Here is a 19,796-nt window from a genome sequence, read left to right on the forward strand (position 1 = left end):
TCTCGTCCTCTTTCCTTTCCCGGGCAGGCCAAAGATGCAAGCGCACAGGGCTCCACCTTGCGGTAGGCTGCGCGCATGGCCGAGAAAGAGGGCACGATTCACCTCGATCGCTATACTGGCGACGCGAAGCAGGTCGTCGCCGGCGCACAGCAGATCGCGGACGAGCGCCAGCACGCGGAGGTCACGCCGCTGCACCTGCTCATGAGGTTGCTGGAGCGCGACCGGGGCGTGTCCGAGGTCTTTCGGCGGGCCGGCGCCGACCCGAACGAGGTGCTCCAGCTCGCCGAGAACGCCCTGAAGAAGCTGTCCAGGGCGGGCAGCAGCGGCGTTGCGTACGTGAGCCCCCGCCTGCTCGATCTGCTGGGGCGCGCCGAGCGGGAGGCGACCCGGGACAAGTCGCAGAACGTGGGCATCGAGCACCTGTTGCACGCGCTCGCCCAGGAGATCCGCGGGCCTGCCGGGGAGATCCTCTCTTCGTTCGGCATCGGTCCCGGCGCGTTCCGGCCGCACCTCGGGGCGCTGGAGGCGGCCTCGCGGGAGCCCTCGCCCGCGCCGGCCAACGCGGCCGAGCCGGGTCAACCCGCGCCCTACACGCGGGACCTCGTCGCCGACGCGCGCGAAGGGCGGTTCGATCCGGTCATCGGCCGTGACGTCGAGGCGCGCCGCTTGCTGCAGATCCTCGAGCGGCGGTTCAAGAACCACCCGCTCATCGTCGGCGAGCCCGGCGTGGGCAAGACCGCGCTCATCCGGGGCCTGGCCGATCGCATCGCGCACGGCGACGTGCCCACGAACCTCGCGGGCGCCCACCTCTACGAGCTCGACACCGGCGCGCTCGTCGCCGGGGCGAAGCTCCGCGGGGAGATCGAGCAGCGCCTCAAGGTCCTTGTCGATCGGCTGCGGGGCGAGCAGGACGCGGAGAGCATCCTCGTCGTCGAGGATCTCGACGCGCTCTTCGGCCAGGGGGTGCAGGGCGCCGGCGTGGGCGAGCTCCTGAAGCCGCTCCTGTCGCGCGGGGAGATCCGGATCATCGCCACGACGACGCCCGAGGGCGTGCGCAAGATCAACGAGCGCGATCCCGGGATCATCCGGCGGTTCTCGACGATCACGCTGGAGGCGCCGAGCATCGATCAGGCGACGGAGATCCTGCGCGGGATCGCCACGAAGTACGAGGCCCACCACCGCGTCCGGGTAGGGGAGAGCGCCATCACCTCGGCGGTCGCGCTGGCCAAGCGGTACATCTCGGACCGCGCGCTCCCCGACACGGCGGTGGACCTGCTCGACGAGACGTCCGCCCGCAAGCGGGTGGAGGTCGACGGCGTGCCGGCCGAGCTCGACACGCTGACCCGGCGTGTCGACGCGCTCCGCGCCCAGATCGCCGCGCTCGCGGACGACGACGACAAGCTCAGCGTCCAGACCCGCACGCGGCTGGAAGCGGAGCTCGCGGAGATCGAGCCGAAGGCGTCGTCGATGCGCAGCCGCAACGCGTCGCGCCGCGGCGTCATCGCGGCGTGCCAGTCCATCCGCCGGGAGCTCGTCGCCGCGACGGAGGCCTTGAAGGCTGCCCAGCGCGACAAGGCGTTCGCCAAGATCGGCGAGCTCGAGCACGTCACGCTCCCGGAGATCAAGCGGCGGCTGCAGGCCGCGGAGGAGGCCGCGCAGCGGGAGGGGGTCGCGCCGACCTCGAACGTCGTCGCGGAGTCGGACGTGGCGGCGACGCTCAACGACTGGACCGGCATCCCGGTGGCCAAGATGCTCGAGGGCGAGGCCGAGAAGCTCCTCAAGATGGAGGCGCGGCTCGCGCAGCGGGTGGTCGGTCAGGACGAGGCGGTGCGCGCGATCGCGAAGGCGGTGCGCCGCGGGCGCGTCGGCCTGCGCGATCCGGGGAAGCCGATCGGCTCGTTCCTGTTCCTCGGGCCGAGCGGCGTCGGCAAGACGGAGCTCGCGAAGGCGCTCGCCGAGTTCCTGTTCGACGACGAGCAGGCGCTGACGCGCATGGACATGAGCGAGTTCATGGAGCGCCACATGGCGCAGCGCCTGATCGGCGCGCCCCCGGGCTACGCGGACAGCGAGCAGGGCGGCTTCCTCACCGAGGCCGCCCGGCGCCGGCCGTACAGCGTGCTCCTGTTCGACGAGGTCGAGAAGGCCCACGCGGACGTGTTCAACCTGCTGCTCCAGATCCTCGACGACGGCCGGCTCACCGACGGCCGCGGGCGGCTCGCCGACTTCTCGAACACGGTCGTCATCATGACCTCGAACATCGGGTCGAAGCGCGTGCTCGAGACCGACGCCAAGCTCTGGACCACGGAGGACGGGCGCGAGGCGATCCGCGACGTCCTGCTCGAGGAGCTGCGCGGGTTCTTCCGCCCCGAGTTCCTGAACCGGGTCGACGACATCATCGTCTTCAAGGCGCTCAGCAAGGAGGACCTCCGGGGCATCGTCGACATCCAGCTCCGTCGGCTGGAGCAGCTGCTCACGGACAAGGACATCCGCCTGGCCCTCACGGACGCCGCGAAGGCACGGCTCGTCGAGCTCGGTTACGAGCCGAGCCTCGGCGCTCGCCCGCTGAAGCGGGCGATCCTGCGCGAGCTCCAGAACCCGCTCGCCGAGACCATTCTGGCCGGCGGGTACCAGCCCGGCCAGACGATGCAGGTCGACGTGGTCGACGAGAAGTTCGTCTTCACCAAGGCGTGAGGGCGAAAAGGCGGTGGGCGAGCGGCGAGCGGCGAGCGGCGAGCGCGACCCGCGCCGCGACCGGGCGCGCGGCCCGGGCTGCGCTCTGCCCGGAGCTTTCCAGGGCCCTGCCCACGCCCGGAGGCCGGGGACGTCGCTCCAGGCGAAGAACCAGGGCGACGCCGCTGCGAACCACTTGCCAAGCCGGAGAAGGTCCGTATACTGCCGCTCCCTCGCCCACCGGGCCCTCCGATCGAGGGCTATCTGCGTGGCGTATGGCGAGGGATCGCGGTCCCCAGGTTGAGGAAGACGCACCATGTACGCGGTCATCAAGACGGGCGGCAAGCAGTATCGGGTCGCCGAAGGTCAGAAGCTCCGGGTTGAGAAGCTTGTCGGCAATGCGGGTGACAAGGTCACCTTCAGCGAGGTGCTCCTCGTCGGCGGTGACTCTCCCAAGATTGGCAAGCCCCTCGTGAGCGGCGCCTCTGTCGCTGCCGAGATCACCGGGCAGGACCGCGGCAAGAAGATCGTGGTCTTCAAGTTCAGGCGCCGGAAGAACTACCGCCGCAAGAACGGCCACCGCCAGCCGTACACCGAGCTCAAGATCACCGGCATCACCGCCTAGCAGGAGAAGCAGAGATGGCTCACAAAAAAGGCGGCGGCTCCTCCAGGAACGGCCGCGACTCAAGCGCACAGCGCCGTGGGGTGAAGGTGTATGCCGGGGCGCCCGTGCGCGCTGGCAACATCCTGGTCCGGCAGGTCGGCTCCTCGATCCACGCCGGCCACAACGTCGGCACCGGCCGCGACTTCACGCTCTTCGCCCTCGTCGACGGCGTCGTCACGTACGAGTGGAAGTCCAACACCAAGAAGCAGGTGTCGGTCTACCCGGCTTCCTGAGCCTTCCTCACCGGGAGGGCGTCCTGATCCGTTCCATCCAGTCCCGCCTGCTGCGCTCCACGCGCTGCCGAGCTACTCGAGCGCGGTGACGACCTACAAGCTTCTCGCCCTCGACGTCGACGGGACCCTCGTCCGTCGTGATGGGTCCATCCACGACGAGGACCTCCGCGCCATCCAGCGCCTCCAGGGCGCCGGCGTCCCGGTCTCGATCGCGACCGGGCGTCTGTACTCGGGGACGCGCGAGGTCGCGCGCCGGATCGGCGTGGTCGGCCCCATCGCGTGCGTCGACGGCAGCCACATCGTGCACACCGAGGGCGACGCGCACCTGTACTCGCGCACGATCTCCGGCGCCGAGGCGGCCCTCCTGCGCTCGATCACCGAGCGGCACGCGACGGCGTCGTTTCTGTTCGCGCAGGACAGCATCGTCCACGACGCGACCGGCGCGCCGCACGTCCACTATGTCCGGGGCTGGTCGCCCGCCATCGCCGAGGTCGATCGCGTCTCGTCGCACCCGTACTGGGAGCACGAGCATGGCCTGCTCGCGCTCGTGGCGCTCGGGACCGAGCTCCAGGTCGCGGCGGCCGTCGAGGAGGTCCGGTCCGAGCTCGGTGAAGCGGCCTTCGTCGTCTCGTTCCCCCTCATGCGCGACGACCAGACGAGCCTCTTCGCGATGATGGTCCGGGCCGCTGGGCCGACGAAGGGGACCGCGATCGCGTGGCTCGCGGAGCACCACGGCTGCGAGCTGTCGGACGTGGTCGTCGTCGGCGACTGGCTCAACGACGTGCCGATGTTCGAGGTCGCGGGGCGGTCGTTCGCCATGGCGCAGGCGCCCGAGCCTGTGAAGCAGGCGGCGACGGACCGCCTCAAGGCCGACGGCCTGGTGGGCGGCGGCATCGCCGAAGCCATCCGCCGCGCCTTCGGTCGCTGAACGCGCTGAACGCCGGCCAACGGCGAGCGCCGGAGGCAGCGGAGGAGCGCCGCTCAGCGCTCCCCCGCCTCCGTGCGTGTCAGGCCTTGCGCTGCGCCGGCTGGGCCGCCGCGGCGAGCTGCTGCTGCTGCTGCTGCAGGTACTGGGCAACGGCGCGCGACCGCTCGATGGCGAACTGCTTGACCTCCTTGCTCGGAGAGCCCGCGAGGGCATTCAGCAGCTTGGTCACCTTCTCGAGCTGGCGCGACTGGAACAGCGCCTCGAAGTAGTTGTTCGCCAGGCGCACGTCGCGGCTCATCTTCGCCTCGTGCGGCTGGAGCAGGCGGACCACCGCCTCGAGGTCGTTCTTCTGCCCGTAGAGCGCCGACAGGCAGAGCAGCGCCAGCGGGTTGTCCGGGTTCTGCGCGACCGCCTTCTTGGCGTACTCGACCGCCTTGTCGCGCGTCTCCTCGTTGGCCGCGTAGAAGCCCTGGATCGCGATGTACGGCGCGGCCGTCTTCTTGTCGGCCGAGAACTTCTCGATCGCCGCGACCGCGCTCGCCTCGTCGCCGCGCTGCTTCTCGTACTGGAAGAGGTAGGCCCACGCGTCGATACAGTCCACGTCGATCGCGATCGCCTTCTCGATGAACTCGCGCTCCTTCGCGTCGTCCTTGCGCGCCTGGTAGAGCTTCGCGAGGTGCAGCGAGGGGTAGGGGTTGTCCTTGAGCAGGTTCTGCGCGCCCTTGAGCGTCCCCTCGGCCTTGTCGTGCTTGTCCTGCGAGAGCTGCGCGACGCCGAGCGCGAGCCAGTCGTCGCCCGTGCCGCCCTTCGCGACCACCTTCGAGAGCACCTGCTCGGCGCGCGCCAGCCGGTTGTGCTTGAGGAGCTCCTGCGCGAAGATGCGCCCGCGGTTCAGGTCATCAGGCTGCTCGGTCCAGTGCTTCTCGAGCCCCGCGAGCAGGTCCTCCAGGCCGATCGCGATCGGGCGCCCCTGATCGTCCTGCACCTGCACCGCCGGCCCGTTGAAGCCGAGGAGCTGCCACATCTGCTCGAGGGTCACCGCCGTGGGACCCTGCTCGAGCAGGCCCTTCAGCTCGTCGGTCGGCTTGTTCATCGGGATGACGATGAGCGCGTTCCCCGGCACGCCGTTCGGAAACGCGCTCACGGGCGCGACGATCGCCGCCCCTCCGGTGATGTTGAGCCCACCCGCCTGCTGCTGTCCGTTCGTCGTCATCGTCGATGCTCCGAGATCTCTCCCCCACGCGCGCCGAGGCGCAGGCATCGCCCAGCCTCGCCCCGGTACCCTGCGCGCCGAAATGATGGGGGCCGTAGTTCGTGTAGAAGGGGCGCGAACGCTAGCAGGGAGGACCCAGCCGGGCAACGGGGGAGCTCGGAGCGCGCGCGGCCTCATCGCCGCCATCGCGTTCGGGCCAGAAGCGCTTCCGCCGCTTCCACCGCTTCCACGGCTTCCACCCGTGATTCCGCGCGTCGCAACCGTGAACCTCGGCGCGGTTCCCGCGCTTGAACCCGGCTGCGCCGCTGCGGTTCGCGTCGCCGTCGCCGCCGTGGTCACCTCGTGCTCGCTCGTGTGATCCGTGTCGTGCTCGCTGTCGCTATCGCCGTCTCGGACGCCCATCTCGCTCGCCCTCTCCCTCGCCGCGCGCCGTCCTAGTCGAGTCGTGGGCCGGCGGCGAGGGGGGCCTCGAGCGTGCGCGCCGATCCGGAGCGCGCCGGCGCGCCGCCGCGCAGCCGCGCCGCGAGGTGCGTGCGGCGCTCCTCACGGCGCGTCTCCGCCAGCGCCAGCGACACGGCCCGCGGATCCGCCACGAGCACCACGAGCCGCTTGCCGCGGGTCACCGCCGTGTAGATGAGGTTGCGCGAGAGCATCACGAAATGCTGGGTGAGGATCGGCACGATCACCGCCGGATACTCGCTCCCCTGGCTCTTGTGGATGCTCGTCGCGTAGGCGAGCGTCAGCTCGTCGAGCTCCGCTTCCTCGTAGCTGACCTCGCGATCGTCGAAGCGCACCTGGAGCTTCCGCTCCTCGGTGTTCACGTCCGTGATGAAGCCGACGTCGCCGTTGTACACCTCGCGGTCGTAGTCGTTGCGGAGCTGCATCACCTTGTCGCCGAGCCGTAACGTCCTCGCGCCGCGCGTGACGCTCGGACCCTCGGGGTTCAGCGCCGCCTGCAGCCGCGCGTTCAGCGTGATCGCCCCCGCCTCGCCCTTGTGCATCGGCGTCAGGACCTGCACGTCGCGCCGCGGATCCAGCCCGAACCCCTTGCCGACGCGCTCCGTCACGAGGTGGAGGATCAGATCCGCCGCCGCCTCGGCCTCGATCCGCTCGATCACGTAGAACTCGCCGCCTGGCCCGCGCGCGCCCTCGGGCGGCTCGCCGTCGTGGATCCGGTGCGCGTTCCGGACGATGAGGCTGCCCTCGGCCTGCCGGAAGATCTGCGTGAGCCGCACCGTGGGCACCTCGCCGGAGGCGATCACGTCCCGCAGCACCGCGCCCGGCCCCACCGACGGGAGCTGATCGACGTCGCCCACCAGCACGAGCCGCGCCGCGTCGGACGTCGCCTGCAGGAGCGCGTCGGCGAGCGCGAGGTCGAGCATCGACGCCTCGTCGACAACGATCGCCCCCGCCTCGATCGGCCGGCCCCGCTGGCGGCCGAACTTGCGCTGCTTGGGATCGAACTCCAGCAGGCGGTGGAGCGTGACGGCCTCGCGCCCCGTCGCCTCGCTCATCCGCTTCGCGGCGCGACCCGTGGGCGCGGCGAGCCGCACCGGGAGTCGGGCGCGGTCGAAGAGCGCCAGGATGGCCCGGACGATGGTCGTCTTGCCCACGCCCGGGCCGCCCGTGATGACCAGCACCTTGTTCCGCGCCGCCTGCGCCACGGCGTCCCGCTGGGCAGGCGCCAGCGAGACCTGCGTCTTCGCCTCGAACGAGGCGATCGCCGCGTCGACGCCCTCCACGAGGCGCGCCTCGGGCGCCGCGTCGTCCTCGTCGTCGCCCAGCAAGGAGCGCATCCGGCGCGCGAGCCGCACCTCGGCCTCGTGGAGGTCCTTCGGGTAGACGGCGACCTCGCCGGTCTCCAGCGTCTCGACCCGCACATGGCCGCTCGCCACGAGCGCGTCGATCGCTCCGTCGACCTCGGCGGCGTCGCGCTCGAGCATCGCGGCGGCGAGCTCCGCGAGCTCCGGCCGCGCCGCCAGCGTGTGGCCGCGCGTCGACAGATCCACCAGCGTCTGCAGCACGCCCGCCTGCGCCCGCTCCGGCGAGTCGGCCCGGACGCCGATCGAGCGCGCGATCCGGTCGGCGGTCTTGAAGCCGATGCCCCACACGTCGATCGCGAGCCGGTACGGGGAGCGGGAGACGATGTCGATCGCGTGGGGGCCGAACCGCTTGTAGATGCGGCTCGCCAGCGCCGGGGAGGCGCCGTGCGCCTGGAGGAAGATCATGATGGCCCCGATCGCCCGCTGCGCCGCCCACGCCTTCGCGACGGCCTGCGCCCGCCGCTGGCCGAGCCCGGGGACCTCGGCGAGCCGCTCCGGCGACCGGTCGAGGATCTCCAGCGTCTCCGTGCCGAACGCCTCCACGATCCGCTTCGCGTACGCCGGGCCGATGCCCTGCACCATGCCGGACCCGAGGTAGCGCTCGAGCCCATCCAGCGTGGCGGGGGCGATCGGCAGCAGGGTCTCGACCTTGAGCTGCTCGCCGTGCTTCGGATCGCGCTCGTAGCGCCCCGTCGCGCGCACGCGCGTGCCCGGCCCGACCTGCGGGAACACGCCGACCCAGACCTCCGGCGGGGCGCCGGGGGTGACCTCCACCCGCAGCACCCGGAAGCCGCTCGACTCGCTCTCGTACGTGACGCGGACGACCTCCCCCTCGACCGTCGCCGTCCCGTTGCCCGCCACCTCCCGGGCCGAGAAGAGCTTCTGCTGGCCACCGCCGCCCGGTTGCCGCTCCCCGGTCCCGCCCGTGCGCTCGCCGCGGTCGTCGTGGCGCGGCGCGTCGTCCGGCCCCGGCGTCGGCGCCGGCGCGGCGGCTCCCCGGGCCGCCCGATCGGGGCGGCCGCTCCGCTGGGACGGTTGCACGAGGGCAGCATGTAGCCGCCGGCGCGGCGGCGGCAACGTCCTCGTGCGCGGACGCGAGCGACGCTGCAAAACATCGCGCAGCGCCGCATGACGCCCCGCAACGCAGGCCCACGCTGAACGCGCGTCGCGTGGAGCGCGCCGCACGCCACGCGCTGGGCCGCGGTTGGCGTCGCTCCCTCGTGTCAGTATAGTGGCCCGCGATGGGGCGCAGCAGCTTGGTTTCCGTCCTCTGCGCCCTCCTCCTCGCGGGCTGCGCCGGGAGGGCGCCGGAGGCGGCGCGGTCCAAGGACGGCCTGCTGCGCGTGGCCTCCGCGGTGTCCTCGGAGCAGCGCGGCGCCTCGCCTCCGCCCGCGCCCGGGACGGCGGAGGAGGCCGCGCTCGCGGACGCCCACGACGTCGACGACGACGACGACGACGGTGAGGTCGACGACGGCCTGGAGCTGCCGGCGGATCCGGGCACCGGCGCGCGGGCGCACTCGCCGCTCTCGGCGATGACCGAGGCCCAGATCGAGGAGCTGCTCTCGAAGGACCCCGCGACGCTCGGGCCGATGTCGCTGGGCGCCACCAACGCGGGCGCGCTGTTCAACGGCGTCCGGATGCCCGAGGGCGATCGGTGGGAGCTCGTCGATCCGGCCCACGCCTGGGGGACGCGCGAGACGATCGACGCGCTCGACAGGGCGATCGCCGAGGTGCACCGGCAGTTCCCGGGCAGCCCGAAGCTCTACATCGGGCACATCAGCGCCCGGGAGGGCGGCCACCTCTCCCCGCACAAGAGCCACCAGGCCGGGCGCGACGTCGACATCAGCTATTTCCTCGACGCGCGGCACCGCTGGTACCAGCGGGCCACGGCGGCGAACCTCGATCGGGAGCGCACCTGGGCCTTCGTCCGGGCGCTCGTCACCGAGACCGACGTGGAGCTCATCCTCATCGACAGCAGCGTGCAGCGGCTGCTCAAGGAGTACGCGCTGAAGATCGGGGAGGACAAGGACTGGCTCGACGAGGTCTTCCAGCTCGGGTCGAGGAAGCCGCGCCCGCTCGTCCGCCACGCCCGCGGGCACGCGAACCACATCCACGTCCGGTTCTACAGCCCGATCGCGCAGGAGTCGGCCGCCCGCGCGTATCCGCTGCTCGTGAAGCGCGGGGCGATCAAGCCCACGTCGCAGTACGTGCGCCACACCGCGAAGAAGGGGCAGACCCTGGGCTCGCTGGCCCGGCAGTACGGCACCACCGTGGAGGCGATCAAGCGGGCGAACGGCCTTCGATCCGCGGCGATCCAGGCGAAGCGCGTCTACAACATCCCGCGGCCGTCGAGCGGCCCCGCGGCGCCGCCGAAGCAGGTCGTCGTGCCGCCGCGGAGGCTGCCCCCGCCCAAGGCGGCCGACGCGCCTCCGCCGCCGGCGCCCCACGGCGAGCCCGGGCCCGCGCTGGACGGCTGAGCGGCGGGCGGCGCTCGCCGCGCCCTGCGGCCCGCTCGCGGCGCGGCGAGCCGGAGGAGTGCCGTGGACGCGGCCTCAGTGCTTCACGTCGACGACGAGCCGCGCCGGCTTGGTCAGCTCGAGGACGCGGTACCGGTTCGGCGACGAGACCCCGAGCACCCAGGTCACCTCGGCCTCGAAGTCGCACGTCCGCTCGATCTCGCGCGCCACGCCGAGCGCGAGCTTCCGCTCGCGGAACGGGACCGTGGCGTTCCCCGCGTCGTTGTGCGCCGCCGCGGGGGTCATCCGCACCGCGAGCCATGCGTCGCCCGCGATCTCCGTCGCCTCGCCCGAGCCGCACTGGCGCACCGGCTTGTCGATGTAATCGATGTGGTAGCCCGGCACCGTGTCCCCCTCGAACTCGAACACGATGCGGTCGTAGTGCTCGTGCCGGGCTGCTCGCACGTCGCGCAGGACCGCGACCTTCGCGCCGGCGCGCGGCTTGTCGGTGGCGCCCGCGGTGCCCTCGAACGCGTCGGTGCTCGTGGGATCGGCCTCCTTCGGGGGCCGCGGCGTGGGCGGCTCGTCGTCCGCTGCCGGCTCGGCGGAGGCGCGCGGCTCGATCGGCGTGACGTTCGGCATGGGCTGGGCAGGCTCGCTGCCGGCGCCGTTGCGGCAGCCCGCGGCGAGCGACACGGCGGCGGCTGCGAGCAGCAGGGCGGCGGTTCTCATGGGGTCCCATCCATGGTGCCGCGGCCTCCGCGCGTCCACCGAGACGCCGACGCGCACGGCGACGCGGCGGCGCTCGCGCGGGCGGGGCGGCCGGCGCGCCTCGAGGATCACCGCGCCGAGGCCCGCGCTCGGCTCAGGATGGCCGCGAGCCGGGGCACGATCTCGTCCACCGCGCGCTCGCCCTTCACCGACCCCTCGATGCGGAGGGGCGTTCCCCGGCCGTCTTCGCCGGGCACGACGAAGAGCGGGATCATCTCCGACGCGTAGCCGGCCTCGGCGAGCCGATCCCGATCGCGGTCGAGGTCGAACTCCAGCAGGCGCAGCGCAGGCAGGACCGCGTCGAGCTGACCGGCCTTCACTGCGTCGTGAAACCTCGTGCACGGCTCGCACCAGGGCGCGCCCACGTAGACGACGAGCTCGCGGCCTTCCCGCAGCGCGCGCTCCCGCGCCTGCTGCACAAGCGCGGCGATCTCGCCGCCCTCCGGCGCCGGCTCGAGCTCGGCCCGCAGCGCCGCCGGCCGCGGGGCCTCGCCTCGAGCGGCCGGCTGGGAGGTCTCTTCCCGCGAGCAGCCGAGCGGCGCCGCAAGACAGAGGACCAGCCCGGCGCAAACCGACCCCTTCCAGCCATGAGCGTTCACGTCGTCGTTTGCCTCTCGGCCAGGGTCTTTGCTCAGGGGCGGCCGCGCTGCCAGCGCCTCAGGGCAGCACGAGCTTGATCGAGAACACGTAGTCGACGTTGACGGGCCTGCCCTGGTAGGTGACCGGCTGGTAGCGGCTCGCCGCGAGGGCGGCGAGGACCGCCTCGTTCATGTGGGGCACACCCCTGACGATCCGGCAGCCGGTGAGGCTGCCGGCCGTGGTCACCACGCACTTCGCGAGGACCGTCCCCTCGACGCGCGCCTGCCGCGCCTCCCGCGTGTAGACCACGGCGGGCGCCGCGAGCGGCACGGGGCGGGTCATCCCTTCCTGGAAACGCAGGATCTCGGGGGCGGCCAGCGCAGGCGCTGCAGGCGGCAAAGCGGCTGCGTTCGGCTCGACGCCGGGCTCGGCCGCGCCAGTCGCGGCGCCGGCGGGCTCGGCTGCCGCGGCGGCAGCGTCGGGCTCGGCTGCGCTGGCCGTGGCAGCGCCGGACTCGGCCGCCGCCGCGGCGGTGGCGCCGGCCTCGACGGGCGCCGGCTCCGTCGGTGGCGCTGGCTCAGGCAGCGCGCCTGCCGCCAGCCGCGACCCCGGCGGCGGGGCCGCCGCGAGGGCCGCGGCGAACGCCTCGAGCTCCGCCGAGGCGGTCTCGTCCTCCGGGCGCACGACCAGCACGGCCGGCCTGTAGCCGGGCTTGGTCAGCTGGAGCCGGTACTCGGCCCTGCTCCCGGCGCCCTGCAGCACGAGCCGGCACGGCGTCGCCAGGCAGACCTCCGTCCCGCGGTCGGAGACACGGGCGCCGGGCGGGGCGCTCTCGATCCTCACGATCCTGAACTCGGCCACCGCCTCCCTGCCCGCCGACGCCTCGACGGGCACGGCGATCGGCACAGGGGAGGCCTGGACGGCGGCAGGGGCGCGCGCGGCGTCCGGCCCGCGCCAGCCGAGCGCCAGCACCAGGCCCCCGCCGACGATCGCCGCCACGAGCGCGACCAGGTAGAGGGACACGGTCGAGTGGCGGGGCGGAGCGACGGAGCCGCTGAAGGTCGCGGGAGCCTGCGGCGGAGAGAGCGAGTCGAGCGGCGCAGCGCGAAGCGACACGAGCGGCTCGCTGGGAGGGGGCGAGAAGGCCGAGATGCGGAGCTCCGAGATCGACGACGCGGAGGGCAGCGCGCCCCGGGGTTGCGCCAGAGACAGGCGGTCCGGGGCCGAGGCTCGCGAGGCGTCCATCGGCTCGCCCGCCGCGCTCTTCAGCGCGGTGAGACACTCCCTCATCGACTGGAAGCGCCTGTCAGGGCTCTTCTCGAGACACCGCATCACGATGGCCGTCATCGCCGGCGACACGAGCGCGCCCTGCGCGTGATCGGAGAGCGGCGGCGGCGGCTCGCCGACGTGCGCCATGAGCGTCGCCGAGGGCACCTTCCTGTCGAACGGCACCCTGCCGCAGAGCATCTCGTAGAGCAGGACGCCGAGCGCATAGATGTCCGCGCGCGGCGAGAGCTCGTGGCCCATCGCCTGCTCCGGAGCGGTGTACTTGGGAGAGCCGATGAACAGGCCCCTCTGGGTCAGCTCGTCCAGCTGCCGCCCCGAGACGTCCTTGACCAGGCCGAAGTCGAGCACCTTGACGAAGTCCTTCTCGTCCTCCTGGTCGACGAGGAGCACATTGCCCGGCTTGAGATCCCGGTGCACGAGGCCGAGGCCGTGCGCCTCGGCGAGCGCGCGGCAGATCTGTCGCGCGATCCGGCCCGCGCGCGCCTCCGGGAGCGCGCCCTCGTCGTGGAGCACGCGGTGGAGCGTGCGCCCGGCGATATACTCCATGGCGATAAAGTAGAGCCCGCGCGGATCGTCCCGGCCGTAATCGAAGACCGTGACGGAGTTCGGGTGGGTGAGCCTCGCCGCGGTCGCAGCCTCGCGCGAAAAGCGCCGAAAGAACTCCGGATCTTGCTCGAGGCGCTCATCGGGGAGGAGCAGCTTGAGGGCGCAGATCCGACCCAGCGCGAACTGCTCTGCCCTGTAGACCCTGCCCATCCCCCCTCGCGCGATGAGCGAGATGATCCGATATCGATCGGCGATCGTCGCGCCGATGAGGGGGTCTTGACCGTTGCTCCTGGCCGCACCCATGGTCTTTACTATATGCGCGATGGCGGGCGCACCGCTACCCCAACTCGTGTGTTCTGGCCGACTGCGCGGCTCTGGAACAACGACGCGGCTTGGATCGTAGGGCGGTGGAGCGCGCGTGATGCGGCGAGTTGCCGACGCGTTTTCCTGGCGGCCTCGCCCCGCGGGCACGCCGCGGTTAACCAGCGAGCGCCGAACCATTGCCATCCGGTTTCGCGCGGCCCGCGCCCGCGCGCCGTCCAGCGCCGGGCGCCCCTCCTCCGGCGCGCCCGTCACAGCGCGGCGACATCGATGTCGACCTCGCGCGGCTCCTCGGTGACGCCGCTGCGCGTGACCTCGGCGCCCAGGATCGCGCCCACCGTCAGGGTCAGGGTCACCTCTCCGCTCGTGAGGGGCGTGGCGACGTACTTCCAGCGCAACCGCACGCTGCCGCCTCTCTCGCCCTCTGCCGAGAGCGCTTCCACGGCGCGCCGCTCGATCTCCGGCGCCGTGAGCGCGGTGCGGAGGCGATGGCCCGTCGAGGCGATGGCGGGCCAGCGGATGAGGGCGCGGTTGAAGGTCCCATCGAGCGTGTGGGTCACGACCGCGCGGTGCCCCTGGACCCGGACGCCGTTCACGGCCCGGAACACGAACGTCTTGTAACGATGGACTTCCGGGGCGGAAGCCGCCGTTCCGTCCTGATCCTCGCGCAGCGTCCTCCGCTGCACCACGGCCCCGATCTCATCGTTCGGTATGCCCCAGCTGTTCAGGCGCGCCAGCGCGTTCCGCCGGAGGAGCGCCTCGTCCGGTGAGGTCCGCGGGCCGCTCGGCGTCTTCCGCAGGACGAGCACCTGGCCGTTCGACGGGTCTTTCTCATAGGTCCAGTCCGCCGACTCGAGCTCCGTCCGGCGCCCCAGCTCGCCGATCGGCGTGAACTGTTGATCGGCCCCGATGAGCGAGCGCTGGATGAGCGCGTCATCGAACGAGCGCAGCGTCAGCCGGGCCGTCGGGAGCCTCGCGGCGGGCGCCGTGGCGAGCTCTCGCGCGTCGAACGTGAACCCCTCGAGCGCCTGCGCGGCCGCGGCGATCTCGCCGTCGTCGCCGCCCCCTTCGGTCGCTACCTCCGGCGCCCCGCAGGCGATGAGGGTCATCGAGAGCGCGGCCCAGAAACCAATCGTTCGCGTCGTCATTGTCATGTCTCCTGTCGTTCGAATCCCTCGGGCAACACGCAGCGTTCGTCGTTCATCCGCCGGGGAGCACGCGCCCGTTCGAGGGGTCGCAGCCGGCGATGTAATAGATGGTCGAGCCGGTCTTCAGGCCGGTGTTCTTCCGGTCGCGCCACCCGCCGTACTCGTACATGAGCTCCCTCGACGCGAACGACGCGCCGAACACGATGGAGACGGGGCAGTCATCGTCGTTGCTGAACTGGCTGTCGTCGTAGGCCTCGTCGATCCAGTTCTCTCCCACCCCATTCGAGATCGAGCTGATCGAGTAGTCGCCCACATAGTCCTTCACGTGATTGCCGCACGACGAGTCGCCGTGGAACGCGTTCCACATCGTCATGGTGCTGTCCGAGGTCGTGATCTGCTGCCGGTATCCGCCGTTCTTCCACACGTCGTAGTCGCCCGACTGGCACGCTTTGACGACCGCGATCTCCAGATCCCCGCCCGTGCTCGGGTTGCCGAAGAGCATGTTCTCGTTCGTCAGGACGCCGCAGTCGTAGCTGCCGTTGCCCATGACCAGGCCGCTGTAGGCGGGCGTCGACGAGCTCCCGGCGTCGTGCCAGCCGTGCGTGTGGATGAAGACGACATCGGCCTCGTCCGCGCCGGAGCCGGACGCCATGTCGTTCGCCGAGCAGGCGCAGGACGCCGCCTGGCTCGAGTCGGTCCAGTAGCTCCCCCGGGCGCTCGTGTTGTTGCGCGTCGAGACCTCATCCCAGAGGGAGACCATGCTGAGGAGGTTGAACGTGCTCGCGAAGGCGGCGGCGGTGCTCGTGTGCACCGAGTGCGACAGGCTGGTGTCGTCCTCGCACTCCCCCGCGTGTCCGAAGTTCGCGATCCCGTAGACGTGCGCCTCGTGCTGCGCGCGCGCCGGCGACGGCATCGCAAGGAGGCACCCGAGCACCGGAACCCCTGCGAGGACATGGAACGATCGCCTGTTGCTCATACGCTCGACTCCTTCGTTGTCTCGATCGGTGGATGTCAGCCGCGGCCCGCCGCCCCGCAGCACGGGCGCGCCGCCGTCGGACCACGGCGTGGACCGGCGCCGGGCAGCGCCGGCGGGCGTCCGCGCGCTGCGCTCCGTTCAGCGCGTTCGCGCGCCATTGACGTCGACAACGGCGTCGACCTCGATGACGTCGCCAACGAATCAACGTTATTCGCAGCTTCCGTGCCATCACCTGGCGTCCGCCAGCGGGGGCGTCGCGTCACCCCGGGAACTCGGTGATCTCCCCGGGATACGCCGGGATCGTGCCCGCGCGAACGCCGTCGGCTGCCGTCGGCCGCCGTAGGATTCCGCCAGAGGTGGCGGCGCGATCCCGCGGGGTGATGGCGCGGGCCACCACCACCTCGAGGCGCCGGGCGGCGGTCCAGAAACTAGAACCCCCCGGCGCGGGGATGCGCCGCCGAAAATCGCGGCGTGGCTCCGGAACCTGGGGCGGGCGGCGCTGTCGATCCCTGGCGTGGACGCGGTGAGCCGCGGCGCACGCAGAGAGCGGTGAAGCTCGCCGCGCGTGCGCCGGGGCGCGCCGAGAGAGGCGGGCCCTCGAGGGCTCGCTCCATTCAGACCGCTCGCCGCGCGGACATGCGCCCGAGCGCGAGCAGGGAAAGGGCTGTTCTCCGATGGACACGTTCAAGATGGCTCCGGGCATCGCACCCTCGAATCCGTTCCTCAGCAACCTGCCCTTCAGCCCGTATCCGGCCATCGCGGCCGACGTGCCCGCGGACGCGCCGGAGGGCTCCTATACGTACGCGCTCGTCAAGAGCGCGCCGGACGTCCCCGCCGGCGAGTGCGAGACCGACGCGCTGTCGCTCGAGGTGATCATCCGGTGGGGGAACACCCCGCTTCACGTCGCGCACCTGACGCCGCCGCGCGCCTTTCATGTCGGCGAGGCGGAGGGCGCCGGGGGCGGGTGCGACTTCTTCATACCCGCGGAGCGGCTGGGCGCGGCGCGGGCGCCGCTCGTGCTCGTCAGCGAGGGCGGTGAGGTGAGCGCCGTCATCCCGCCGGGCGCGTCGGGATCCATCGAGTTCGGCAGCTGCAGGATGACGATCGCGCAGGCGATCGCCGCCGGCCGCGCGGCGCCGTGCGCGGAGCTCGACGGGGCGCGGCGGATCGCGCTGTCGCCCGGCGCTCGCGCGAGGCTCGAGCTCGGCGATTTCGGGTTCGAGGTGGCGGTGGGCAAGGCGGGCCGCCGCGTCGCGGGCAAGGTCGGCATGGACCGCCGCGGCCTGCCGTTCACCGCGCTCTCGACGCTGCTCCACGTCGGCCTGCTCGGGGCCATGGCCGCGTTCATGCCCCCGCTCGCCATGGCGGACGACGGCGGCGTGAGCGCGGAGCAGGCCTACCTCATGGCGCAGGCGATCGGGGCGATCGCCGAGAAGGAGCTGCCCGAGGCGAAGGACGTCACCGACGCGAGCGGCCAGACCGAGCGCGAGGGCGGCTCCGGCGCGGCCGCGATGGGCGAGTCGGGCAAGGCCGGGAGCGAGACGAGCCGGAAGACGGGCGGGCGCTTCGAGATCCAGGGGCCGAAGGACAACCGCGACGTGCGGATCTCGCGGGCCCAGGCGCTCGACGACGCGGCGCGCTTCGGCATGATCGGCGTGCTCCAGGCGGGGTCCGGCGGCGATCCCAACGCGCTCTCGGCGCCCTGGGGCGGCCCCGACACGCTCGGCAACGGCGAAAGGAGCGTGATCGGCAACATGTGGGGCGAGACGATCGACGAGTCGGGCGGCGTGGGCGGGCTCGGGTTGACGGGCGTCGGCGAGGGCGGCGACGGGCGCTTCGTGGGCATCGGGATCGGGTCCATCGGCACCATCAACCACGGGAACGGCGTGGGCGATGGACAGGGCTTCGGCCCTGGCGGCGGCGCGTCGCGCTTCGCCAACGGCCCTGGCCACAAGACGAGAGCGCCGCGCATGGGGGTCGGCTCGACCACGGTGTCGGGCCGGATCCCGCCGGAGGTCATCCAGCGCATCGTGCGCCAGAACTTCGGCCGCTTCCGGCTCTGCTACGAGAACGGGCTGCGCAACAACCCGAACCTCACCGGGCGCGTGTCGGTCGGCTTCGTGATCGGCCGCGACGGGGCGGTGTCGAGCGTCCACAACGGCGGCTCCGATCTGCCGGACGCCGGCGTGGTCTCCTGCGTGGTGCGCTCGTTCTACGGGCTGTCGTTCCCGCCGCCGGACGCTGGTATCGTGACTGTGACGTATCCCCTCATGTTCAGCCCCTCTGGCGGCTGATCCGGCTCTTCAGCCAGGTCCCTATCTCTGCAGCGGCAAGGCGGGCGACGACGTGAACCGCCATGACGCCAAGGGCGCCAAGAAACCAGGGGAGTAGGAGAGACAAATGCCCGGACGGCCCTTCTCCTCTCCTCTTGGCGGCCTTGGCGTCATGGCGGTTTTTCTGCTGAACCGGGCAACTTCCCGCAGCAGGTAGTGCTACTGCCCGCCGCCCGTGGCGATCTGGCCGACGGCCCGCTCCGCCTCCGCGATCTCCTGCGCTCGCTGCTGGATCATCACCCCCTGGGGCGGGCCCTGGAAGCGGCGGCGCTCCAGCGCGAACCAGACGATGGCCGTCACGGCGAACACGATGAGCATGATGCCCAGGGCCTTGTCGTTCGGCGGCTGGACGCTCACCACGATCAGCATCAGGCACGCAAGGACGCTGATGATCGCGAGCGGCCGGTACAGCGGGCCGAGGTCCCACGGGCCCATCTTCACCCAGGTGCGGCCGTAGGCGCGCACGCCCATCATCGTGGGCATCACGTACGAGATGTAGAGGAAGATCACGCAGACGGCCGTGATCGTCGAGTAGACGGGCGTGTACACCGTGAAGCCGATCGTCAGCGCGCTGACGACCCAGATCGCCGTCGCCGGCGTCCGGAACTTCGGGCTCACCTTGCGCAGCTGCTCCGAGAGCGGCAGCCCCCCGTCGCGGGCGAACGCGAAGGTCATGCGGGAGGCGGACGTCACCGTCGCCAGCCCGCAGAGGTACTGGGCCACCGAGATGCCGGCGTAGAGCGCGATCCGGAGGTTCTCCGGGATGACGCGCTCCATCACCCAGAAGAAGACGCCCCCGCCCTTCGACGCCGCCTCGTCCATGTCCGGGATCGCGAGCACGATCGCGCTCAGCATCAGCGCCCCGAAGACGCCGGAGACGAGCACCGCCCGGACGATGCCCCGCGGTACCGTCTGCGCCGCGCCGATCGTCTCCTCGGACGTGTGCGCCGACGCGTCGTACCCGGTGATCGTGTACGCGGGTAGGAGGAAGCTCAGGAGGAACAGCGTTGTCATGCTGCCCGTCTCCGGCCACACGTCGCCCCCCTTCGGCCCGCTGTAGTTCGTGAACGTGACGAGCCGGCCGACGTCGATAGCGGGCGCGTAAAAGAGCATCGCGGCGGTGAGGATCACCGAGACGACGAGGATGAGGTACCCGCTGAAGTCGGTGAGCAGCGTGGTGACGCGGATCCCGAGGTGGTTGAAGAGCGCCTGCGTCCCCGTGATGAGCGTGACCCCGACGGCCTGCGTCACCAGCGCGCGATCCGGGGGCATCGCGGCGAGATCCACGCCGAACAGCGGGCCGAGCGAGCTCATGATGAACAGGTAGGCGCCGACGTTGATGGCCGCGAGGACGGTGATCAGCCCGATCAGGTTGAACCACGCGGTGGCCCAGCCGAAGCCCCGGCCGCCCAGGATCGAGGCCCAGTGGTACAGGCCGCCCGCGGTCGGGAACGCCGACGCGACCTGGCCCATCGTGAGCGCGATACAGAGCGTGAGCGCGCTGCACACCGGCCACCCGATGCCGATGCCGGCGCCGCCGACGCTGCAAAAGCCCATCTGGAACGACGTGATGCCGCCCGCGATGATGCAGATGATCGAGAACGAGATCGCGAAGTTGGAGAAGCCCCCCATCCTGCGCAGCAGCTCCTGCGCATAGCCCATGCTGTGGAGCGTCTTCACGTCGTCGGCGATCACGCCCTCCACGCTGCCCGGCGCGGCGCCTGCGCGCGGCCCGACGTCCCCCTTCGTCTCATGGCTCATGAGCGGTCCCCTTTCGTCACGGTCTCTCGCCCGGGGCCGACGGAGCCCTTCGGGCCTCGTCAGGATCGGCGCGTCTCGCCGATGAGC

At 71.8% G+C, this 19,796-nt stretch carries 14 protein-coding genes; 6 read left to right on the top strand and 8 right to left on the bottom strand.

Translation table 11 applies throughout. The features are described 5' to 3' along the window. The first annotated feature begins 75 nt into the window (after window positions 1-75). The 4 genes from POL72_RS40165 (at window position 76) to POL72_RS40180 (ending at window position 4,495) form a co-directional block, all read left to right on the top strand. Window positions 76-2,691 carry an ATP-dependent Clp protease ATP-binding subunit gene (locus POL72_RS40165; RefSeq protein ID WP_272102140.1) on the top strand — a complete coding sequence of 872 codons (2,616 nt, stop codon included), beginning with the start codon at window positions 76-78 and terminating at the stop codon, window positions 2,689-2,691. A gap of 295 nt (window positions 2,692-2,986) precedes the next feature. Further along, complete coding sequence (gene rplU, locus POL72_RS40170; RefSeq protein WP_012240531.1) at window positions 2,987-3,295, top strand: 50S ribosomal protein L21; 309 nt, start codon at window positions 2,987-2,989, stop codon at window positions 3,293-3,295. 14 nt (window positions 3,296-3,309) lie between these two features. Then, window positions 3,310-3,567 (top strand): 50S ribosomal protein L27, encoded by a 258-nt coding sequence (gene rpmA, locus POL72_RS40175; protein WP_272102141.1) that lies wholly within the window; start codon window positions 3,310-3,312, stop codon window positions 3,565-3,567. Between the two features lie 85 nt (window positions 3,568-3,652). Beyond that, complete coding sequence (locus POL72_RS40180) at window positions 3,653-4,495, top strand: HAD family hydrolase (RefSeq protein WP_272102142.1); 843 nt, start codon at window positions 3,653-3,655, stop codon at window positions 4,493-4,495. Between the two features lie 79 nt (window positions 4,496-4,574). Here the strand turns inward: POL72_RS40180 and POL72_RS40185 are convergent, their stop codons facing one another. Together POL72_RS40185 and recD2 are read right to left on the bottom strand one after the other, a co-directional pair. Beyond that, a complete protein-coding gene (locus POL72_RS40185; protein ID WP_272102143.1) occupies window positions 4,575-5,708 on the bottom strand; it encodes a tetratricopeptide repeat protein in 1,134 nt (377 codons plus the stop codon). 434 nt (window positions 5,709-6,142) lie between these two features. Continuing rightward, a complete protein-coding gene (gene recD2 / locus POL72_RS40190) occupies window positions 6,143-8,572 on the bottom strand; it encodes an SF1B family DNA helicase RecD2 (RefSeq protein WP_272102144.1) in 2,430 nt (809 codons plus the stop codon). 200 nt (window positions 8,573-8,772) lie between these two features. Here recD2 and POL72_RS40195 point away from each other — a divergent pair, with 200 nt between their 5' ends. Beyond that, window positions 8,773-10,008, top strand: coding sequence for a LysM peptidoglycan-binding domain-containing protein (locus POL72_RS40195; RefSeq protein WP_272102145.1), 1,236 nt, complete (start codon window positions 8,773-8,775; stop codon window positions 10,006-10,008). Window positions 10,009-10,083: 75 nt separating this feature from the next. Here POL72_RS40195 and POL72_RS40200 read toward each other — a convergent pair whose 3' ends face one another. The 5 genes from POL72_RS40200 to POL72_RS40220 all read right to left on the bottom strand — a co-directional run bounded on the left by POL72_RS40200 (window position 10,084) and on the right by POL72_RS40220 (window position 15,615). Next, window positions 10,084-10,719: an AMIN-like domain-containing (lipo)protein gene (locus tag POL72_RS40200; protein WP_272102147.1), complete on the bottom strand. Its 636-nt coding sequence runs from the start codon at window positions 10,717-10,719 to the stop codon at window positions 10,084-10,086. 107 nt (window positions 10,720-10,826) lie between these two features. Next, window positions 10,827-11,357, bottom strand: coding sequence for a thioredoxin domain-containing protein (locus POL72_RS40205; protein WP_272102148.1), 531 nt, complete (start codon window positions 11,355-11,357; stop codon window positions 10,827-10,829). A 58-nt stretch (window positions 11,358-11,415) separates the two neighbouring features. Then, window positions 11,416-13,473, bottom strand: a complete 2,058-nt coding sequence (locus POL72_RS40210) for a TonB family protein (protein WP_272102149.1) — start codon at window positions 13,471-13,473, stop codon at window positions 11,416-11,418. A 269-nt stretch (window positions 13,474-13,742) separates the two neighbouring features. Further along, window positions 13,743-14,639 carry a hypothetical protein gene (locus POL72_RS40215; protein WP_272102150.1) on the bottom strand — a complete coding sequence of 299 codons (897 nt, stop codon included), beginning with the start codon at window positions 14,637-14,639 and terminating at the stop codon, window positions 13,743-13,745. A 52-nt stretch (window positions 14,640-14,691) separates the two neighbouring features. Further along, window positions 14,692-15,615, bottom strand: a complete 924-nt coding sequence (locus POL72_RS40220) for a hypothetical protein (RefSeq protein WP_272102151.1) — start codon at window positions 15,613-15,615, stop codon at window positions 14,692-14,694. Between the two features lie 674 nt (window positions 15,616-16,289). On the opposite strand from POL72_RS40220, the gene POL72_RS40225 reads away from it, so the two are divergent. Beyond that, entirely contained in the window at window positions 16,290-17,909 is a 1,620-nt protein-coding gene (locus tag POL72_RS40225; RefSeq protein WP_272102152.1) for an AgmX/PglI C-terminal domain-containing protein, read from the top strand. A 198-nt stretch (window positions 17,910-18,107) separates the two neighbouring features. On the opposite strand, the gene POL72_RS40230 is transcribed toward POL72_RS40225, so the two are convergent. Continuing rightward, window positions 18,108-19,709 carry an amino acid permease gene (locus POL72_RS40230; RefSeq protein ID WP_272102153.1) on the bottom strand — a complete coding sequence of 534 codons (1,602 nt, stop codon included), beginning with the start codon at window positions 19,707-19,709 and terminating at the stop codon, window positions 18,108-18,110. Window positions 19,710-19,796: the final 87 nt, after the last annotated feature.

It is taken from the genome of Sorangium aterium (genome assembly GCF_028368935.1).
Lineage (GTDB): Bacteria > Myxococcota_A > Polyangia > Polyangiales > Polyangiaceae > Sorangium > Sorangium atrum.